Annotated in this window: 7 protein-coding genes; 5 read left to right on the forward strand and 2 right to left on the reverse strand. The window is 45.6% G+C overall.

Annotation, left to right across the window (positions count from 1 at the left end; translation table 11 throughout):
- Positions 1-4 precede the first annotated feature (4 nt).
- The 5 genes from sufD to A3757_RS14400 all read left to right on the forward strand — a co-directional run bounded on the left by sufD (position 5) and on the right by A3757_RS14400 (position 4,109).
- Positions 5-1,273, forward strand: coding sequence for a Fe-S cluster assembly protein SufD (gene sufD, locus A3757_RS14380; RefSeq protein WP_068553455.1), 1,269 nt, complete (start codon positions 5-7; stop codon positions 1,271-1,273).
- Positions 1,274-1,331: 58 nt separating this feature from the next.
- Complete coding sequence (locus tag A3757_RS14385) at positions 1,332-2,543, forward strand: aminotransferase class V-fold PLP-dependent enzyme (RefSeq protein WP_068513142.1); 1,212 nt, start codon at positions 1,332-1,334, stop codon at positions 2,541-2,543.
- 22 nt (positions 2,544-2,565) lie between these two features.
- Positions 2,566-2,931 carry an iron-sulfur cluster assembly accessory protein gene (locus A3757_RS14390; protein WP_068513144.1) on the forward strand — a complete coding sequence of 122 codons (366 nt, stop codon included), beginning with the start codon at positions 2,566-2,568 and terminating at the stop codon, positions 2,929-2,931.
- Between the two features lie 3 nt (positions 2,932-2,934).
- The gene (sufT, locus tag A3757_RS14395; protein WP_068513147.1) at positions 2,935-3,459 is read left to right on the forward strand and encodes a putative Fe-S cluster assembly protein SufT; all 525 of its coding nucleotides are present in this window, start codon (positions 2,935-2,937) and stop codon (positions 3,457-3,459) included.
- Between the two features lie 191 nt (positions 3,460-3,650).
- The gene (locus A3757_RS14400; RefSeq protein ID WP_068553456.1) at positions 3,651-4,109 is read left to right on the forward strand and encodes a SufE family protein; all 459 of its coding nucleotides are present in this window, start codon (positions 3,651-3,653) and stop codon (positions 4,107-4,109) included.
- Positions 4,110-4,218: 109 nt separating this feature from the next.
- Here the strand turns inward: A3757_RS14400 and A3757_RS14405 are convergent, their stop codons facing one another.
- Together A3757_RS14405 and A3757_RS14410 are read right to left on the reverse strand one after the other, a co-directional pair.
- Positions 4,219-5,565, reverse strand: coding sequence for a DUF3422 family protein (locus tag A3757_RS14405; protein ID WP_068513152.1), 1,347 nt, complete (start codon positions 5,563-5,565; stop codon positions 4,219-4,221).
- Between the two features lie 70 nt (positions 5,566-5,635).
- Positions 5,636-6,620, reverse strand: a 985-nt coding sequence (locus A3757_RS14410) for an ATP-binding protein (protein ID WP_156506328.1), incomplete at its 5' end; no start/stop codon positions are given.

Genomic DNA, 6,620 nt, shown 5'->3' on the forward strand with positions numbered 1-6,620 from the left:
GGTAATGACCTTATTAAGTGATATTGATTTCGGTCTAAATAAGTCTTCTGACTTACCCGAGTCACTGAAAAAATATAGCGAAGAAAGTATGGCAGCCCTGTCACAAACGGCTGTGCCTACCCGAAAAACCGAAGCCTGGAAATACTCAGCGAAGCACTTGAAGCTTCCTGAAAGCTTTTCACCAGCAACGGCCATCGCTACCCCCTACCAAGTGAGCTACGAGCTTGATTGCAACACGATACTGATCGCCAATAATAATGCGCCAAGCTATGACGCTGATGCCTTGTCACAAGCGGGTATCACCATCAAAAGTTTGTCTTCTCTTGATGAGAAAGAGTGCGAGCTTGTCGCCAATAGCATAAGTAATTCTGCAGAGCATTTGCTGTTTGCAAAACTGAATGCGGGTTTGATGCAAGATGGCTTGTTCATCAACGTTGCGAAGAATACTCAACTGGGCAAACCACTCAAGTTGGTTTTTCATAGCAATGCTAGCGGCCTGAGCCAGCCACGCGTTTTCATTAACGTTGAAGCAAATGCCGAAGCAACCTTTATTGAAGAACTCGTCATTGACGCCGAAGAAGGTGCTCAAGGGCTTGTTAACAGTGTATGTGACCTGCGTATTGCTGATAATGCTCATGTAAAGTACTTGCGTATGAACCTTGAATCTACGCCAGCCAAGCAAATCGGTTTTACCGGTGTCGCGCTCTATCGTAACGCTAACTTCAAGAGCTACTCTTTAGGTTTGGGCAGCCAAGTGGGTCGTCACGACTTGCACGTGCAGATGTTAGAAGCAGGTGCTGAGTGTGATCTTAACGGTGTTACTGTCACCACCGGTCAGCAGCATTACGATAACCATACCTGTATCGAACATATTGCACCAAACTGCACCAGTAATGAGACTTACCGTTGTATTGCCGACAATAAGTCCCATATCGTCTTTAATGGCCGAATTCACATTCACCCGGACGCACAGAAGACCTTAGGTTCAATGAGTAACAAGAACCTTCTTCTTTCATCGTCTGCTGAAATCGATTCCAAGCCCGAGCTGGAAATTTATGCCGATGACGTGAAATGTGCTCACGGTACAACCATTGGTCAGTTAGACGAAACTGAACTGTACTACCTTAAAACGCGTGGCGTAACGCATGAACAGGCTCGCCTGATGCTAACCCTCGGTTTTGTATTGGAAGTGGTTCGGGCAGCCCCAATTGAAGCTATTGCAGACTTCTGGGAGCAGCAACTGGCAGAGCTGTTAAGTTACCCTTTAGATTAAATGATCGCGTCGTTAGTGCACCTGCGTCATAAAGAGCTATCAAGGTATTGAGTGATAAATGAATATTGAAAGTATTAGAGAACAATTCCCTATTCTAAACCAAGAGGTCAATGGCAAGCCTTTGATCTACCTTGATAGTGCCGCCAGTGCACAAAAGCCCGAAGCGGTGCTCGAAAGCATGGCGAACTACTATCATCATGATAATGCCAACGTACACCGAGGCGCGCACACCTTGGGTGACCGTGCAACGGCTGGTTTCGAAGGTGCACGCGAAACAGTTCGTCAATTTCTCAATGCAAACTCAACCAAAGAAATCATTTGGACCAAAGGAACAACTGAAGCCATTAACCTGATTGCTAACGGTTTGGCAAGTCAGCTAGAGCCTGGTGACGAGATCATCGTTAGCCGCATGGAGCATCACGCCAATATCGTTCCCTGGCAATTAGCGGCGGAGAAATGCGGTGCGCAAATTAAAGTACTCGATTTTGACGAGAACGGTGAGCTATCACTTTCCCAAGTTGATGAGTTGATTAACGAGAAAACCAAAGTCATCGCTGTCACCCACGTATCCAATGTCCTGGGCACGATTAACCCTGTTAAAGAAATCATTGAAAAAGCAAAGGCTGCCAATATCATCACCGTTATCGACGGTGCCCAGGCAGTGCCTCATTTCAAGGTCGACGTTCAGGCTTTAGACTGTGATTTTTATGCTTTATCCTCACACAAATTATTTGGCCCAACCGGTATCGGCGTGCTTTACGGCAAAGAAGCTCGCTTAGAAGCGCTTCCTCCTTATCAAGGTGGTGGCGAAATGATAGAGCGCGTTAGCTTTGAGAGGACTACCTTCAACCAGCTACCCTATAAATTTGAAGCCGGTACACCAGCGATATCCGAAGCCATTGGTTTAGCTGCAGCCATTGACTACATGGACTCTTTAGATAGAGAAGCGATCGAAACTCACGAACAAAAATTACTGGCACGTGCCCATGAATTAGCTGCAACGATACCCGGGCTAAGAATCATCGGCACAGCAAAAAACAAAGTACCCGTGATGTCCTTCCTGATTGAAGGATTACACCCTAGCGATATCGGCACCTTGCTCGACCAGCAAGGCATAGGCATCCGCACCGGACACCACTGCGCAATGCCGCTAATGGATCATCTTTCAATCCCCGGTACGGCTCGCGCATCCTTTGCTTTTTATAATACCGAACAAGAAGTCGAGCAGCTATTTGTTGCGCTAGAAAAAATTCAGCGCATGTTCGCTTGATACAGCATTAATAGGTACCATTATGTCTCTGGCAACATTTGATCCGAAAGTTGAAATCACTCTGAGTGAATCAGCAATTTCACATATATCCAAGCAGCTTGAAAAAGCACCTGATAAGAAAGGTTTGCGCCTATATCTTGAAACCAGTGGTTGCTCCGGTTTTATGTATGAAACCGATCTTTGCGAAGCACCTGAAACGGATGACCGAGTCTTTAATATTACCGACTCTCTGCAGCTATTTGTGCCTAACAAAGACTTACCCATGCTGAACGGCACCCAAATCGACTTTATCACGGTCGGCCTGAATTCAATGTTTCAATTTAAGAACCCTAATGTCACAGGCGAATGTGGCTGCGGTGAAAGTTTTTCAGTTACTGAAGAGTCTTAAGATATGGAAAGAGAAGTAGTTGTCACCAACCGTGAATGTGAAGCCCGGCTAGTACCCGCCGGTACTGAGATCATGGTTCCCAAGGGCTCTTTTGTCACCATTACCCAATCGCTTGGAGGCACTTATACGGTTGCAGTCAATGGTAACCTTGCACGCATTGAAGGCAAAGATGCTGATGCGCTAGGCAAAGAAGTGGCTGTATCCAGTTTTGAAACCCCCTCCGATGGCAGCGTTAGTAAAGACCAGGTATGGGAAGCCTTACGTGAATGCTATGACCCTGAAATTCCGGTTAATATGGTCGAGCTCGGTCTTATCTATGACTGCAAAGTTGTAGAAAATGAAGTCAAAATCAACATGACCCTCACTGCCCCTGGCTGCGGTATGGGGCCATCCATGATTGCCGATGTCGAGCGTAAAGTTGGCCAAGTACCGAACGTAGACAAAGTCAGCGTAGAGCTAGTATTCGACCCTCCCTGGAGTAACGACATGCTCACCGATGAAGCGAAATTAGAGTTGGGTATGTTGTAGGCCGCGGTTCAACCCGACAATCTCCGAGGCATACTCTAACTCACAACTAATACCAAGTTCCTGCATTGTCGGGCTAAAGCCCGACCTACATACAGCATGTTAACAGGGTAAAATCACCCCTTAAGAAAGCCTCGATCTGTATGATATAATCCCGCCCTCGGAATCATCGTTTATCACTTTAGGTCGTATTAATGAGTCAAGCTGCTAATCCAGACATGTTTAAAAACAACCCTTTTGGTACCGAAACTACGGATGCCGATATCCTTGAGGCTTTCGAATTTCTGGATGACTGGGAAGAACGTTACGCATATATCATCGACCTAGGTAAATCACTCCCGGCATTTCCTGAAGCAGAGAAGACTGAACTAAACCTGGTCCATGGCTGCCAAAGCCAAGTCTGGCTTGTTCACAACTTTGACGAAGCCAGCAACAAGCTTTTCTTTTTAATTGAGAGCGACGCCATTATCGTCAAAGGCCTTGCCTCTGTTGTACTGGCGACACTTAATGCACGCTCACCTGCCGAAATCGTCGCTAAAGATGTTGAAGCAATATTCAATGACATGGATCTGATGCGTCATATCAGCCCAACCCGAGGCAATGGCTTGCGCTCTATGCTTGAACGCATGAAGAATATCGCTGGAAATTTTTAGTTTTTAACGAACGTAAGCAGAGGGTTCCACCCCTTATATGGACTCTCCGTGCTAACCCGCCAGCGAGCCGTGGAAGGCTCTGCCTACGGTCTACTCGGTTAAGAGCCATTTAATTATTTCCCTTCAGTTTCTCATTTTCCTTATGTAGCTTGCGTTTCATTCGTCCCAAACCAAACATCACAAAACCAATAGCAAAAGGTACTGAAATACCGGTAACCAGCGTGCTGCTTTCGATTAAGCCGCCTGATTTTGCAGACTCTGCGACGTACTTCACCAAGCCAACCAGATAATAACTGATCGCTGCTACAGATAAGCCTTCAACAGCCTGTTGCATACGCAGCTGCAGCTTGCCACGGCGGTTCATGGACTGCAGTAAATTCTGGTTCTGCGATTCTATTGTGAGGTTCATGCGCGTTCGCAGTAATTCACTGGCTCTATCAATTCTGCGCGACAAGTCATCCAAATCTTTCTCTATGGTTTCACATGTTAAGTAAGCTGGCGTTAAACGACGACTTAGAAACTCACTCAGTGTCTGTAAGCCGCAAACCTCGCTTTCCTTTAACTCTTCGAGCCTGCTCATCGCTAAATGGTAGTATGCTTCAGTCGCTGAGAAGCGATAATTTGTTTCCGATATTGTCTGTTCAATCTGCGCAGATAAGTGGGTCAACGCTCCCATCAAACGACGTTCGTCATCAAGGTTTTTAATCTCAGTGATATTCTGAATGATCTCAGCCAGATTCAAGTTCATTAGATGAATATTCGGCCCTGTCTGCTTAGCAATCGGAAACGACAACAAAGCCATCATTCGATAGGTTTCCAACTCCAATATTCGACGCACCAAGCGGCCGGTCTGACAAGGATTCAAGCCCTTATTAACGATCAGAAAGCGCCCCATGGAGTCACTATGAATCCGGTACGCTGTCCAAACCTGTGCCTGTTTATCGCGAACGAAGCAACTTAGTAAGCGATGCCCCTCAAAATTATTACGCATGGCATCTACGGCGGATTGTGAGCTTTCATAATTATGAGATTGCTCTTCTTCTACCTCGACATGCAAACCACTAATCACCTTACCAGGAATCGCTTCCAACCACTCAGAAGGCAGTAATGAAAGCCCTGTCTTTTCAAAAGGTTGACTTTCTAACTGATGAATAAAGGTATAAGTTGAAAACTCGGTATGACGTTCCCAGCGAAACTCGAAACCACCGAAGTCTTGATAGTAGCAAGAAGCTTCTTCAGTCGGTGGATTAACACTATAGCGGGCACACAAGTTACATATATGCTGATATTCCCCTAAACGAAAGTCGACGCCAGTCTGCTCTACTTGATGCAGTACCGATAATTGAGAAACCCTGGCAGGAGAGGAAATAACCGGAAAGGGGCGCGTATGCAGCTCGTTAAACAGATGGTCACGCTGGTCGTAAAAGGTAATATTGTGTGGAACGCTCTGCCCCATAAAAAATCCCTGACTTATCTAAACATGCCAGAACTTTATCATATAGACACTAAGCGTATGTGGATTTATATCAATTTAAGGAGGGATTAGTACTGGCCAGAGCTTTGTTAAGTACACTTTGTAAATCTTCCAGGCGTAAGGGTTTTGCAAGAAAGTGCTCCATACCTGCCTCCAGACAGCCTTCCTGATCTTCCTCAAAAGCATTTGCCGTCACCGCAATCACCGGTTTGTCGTATCCAAGTTCACGTATTTGGCGAGTCGCGTCAAGACCGTTCATTATAGGCATACGTACGTCCATCAGGAGAATATCAAAATTATCGTCCTGTTTTATTCTATTCACCGCATCAAGACCGTCCCTTTCTACTTCGCAGTTAGAGATACCTAGTGAATTTAGTAATGCCTCGAGCATCACACAGTTCATTTCAACATCATCAACAATCAGCACCCGTACAGCAGAATAATCAACATCGTTCAGTGAATTGCTTGCGATATCCGGGTCTTGGTCTGTTTGTGGTTCTTCAACAAGCTCAACCGGCAGATAAACAGCCATTGTCGTACCCTTACCAAGCGAGCTATATACCTGTATATCTCCTTCCATTCGTTCAACAATACGACGAGTGATAGCCAGACCTAGACCCGTCCCCTCCATATGCTTTTGCGTATCATCACCCACCTGAACAAAATCCTGAAATAAACGTTTTTGGTTCTCTTCCGAAATACCATTTCCAGTATCACTCACCTGAATTTTCAACTGCCCATCACCTAGCATACTCATACTTAGCCCAATATGGCCTTGCTCCGTGAACTTTGCCGCATTAGATAGGAGGTTAAGAATAACTTGTGACAGGCGGTTAGGGTCGGTATTGATAAAAATAGGTTCATCAGCACCCGAGATAGAAAACTGAACCCCCTCTTGCACACGCGGTTTTATCAAACGATAGAGTTGACGCAGGCACTGTGAAAGATCAAAAACCTCTAGGTTCAGAGAAACGCCCTGCGACTCAAATTTACTGAAATCCAATACATCATTAATAATTGAAAGTAAAAGTTCACCA

This window comes from Oleiphilus sp. HI0117 (assembly GCF_001635235.1).

What these genes read in the sequence shown, in the direction of transcription:
- A3757_RS14385 (WP_068513142.1), top strand. Translation starts at nt 1,332, where the DNA reads ATGAATATTGAAAGTATTAGAGAACAATTCCCTATTCTAAACCAAGAG.
- sufD (WP_068553455.1), top strand. Translation starts at nt 5, where the DNA reads ATGACCTTATTAAGTGATATTGATTTCGGTCTAAATAAGTCTTCTGAC.
- A3757_RS14390 (WP_068513144.1), top strand. Translation starts at nt 2,566, where the DNA reads ATGTCTCTGGCAACATTTGATCCGAAAGTTGAAATCACTCTGAGTGAA.
- A3757_RS14405 (WP_068513152.1), bottom strand. Translation starts at nt 5,565, where the DNA reads ATGGGGCAGAGCGTTCCACACAATATTACCTTTTACGACCAGCGTGAC.
- A3757_RS14400 (WP_068553456.1), top strand. Translation starts at nt 3,651, where the DNA reads ATGAGTCAAGCTGCTAATCCAGACATGTTTAAAAACAACCCTTTTGGT.
- sufT (WP_068513147.1), top strand. Translation starts at nt 2,935, where the DNA reads ATGGAAAGAGAAGTAGTTGTCACCAACCGTGAATGTGAAGCCCGGCTA.